Origin of the sequence: Rugamonas brunnea (assembly GCF_014042345.1) — a bacterium.
GTDB classification, from domain to species: Bacteria; Pseudomonadota; Gammaproteobacteria; order Burkholderiales; family Burkholderiaceae_D; genus Rugamonas; species Rugamonas brunnea.
On the sequence record NZ_JACEZT010000069.1, the window covers coordinates 1 to 255 of the forward strand.

Below are 255 nucleotides of genomic sequence, written 5' to 3' on the forward strand. Positions count from 1 at the left end.
GTCCAGACTCCTACGGGAGGCAGCAGTGGGGAATTTTGGACAATGGGCGCAAGCCTGATCCAGCAATGCCGCGTGAGTGAAGAAGGCCTTCGGGTTGTAAAGCTCTTTTGTCAGGGAAGAAACGGTGGAGGCTAATATCCTTTGCTAATGACGGTACCTGAAGAATAAGCACCGGCTAACTACGTGCCAGCAGCCGCGGTAATACGTAGGGTGCAAGCGTTAATCGGAATTACTGGGCGTAAAGCGTGCGCAGGC

General features: G+C 53.7%; 1 rRNA gene. It reads left to right on the forward strand.

The window, feature by feature from the left end:
* A 16S ribosomal RNA gene (locus H3H37_RS26350) occupies positions 1–255 on the forward strand; the annotation flags it as partial.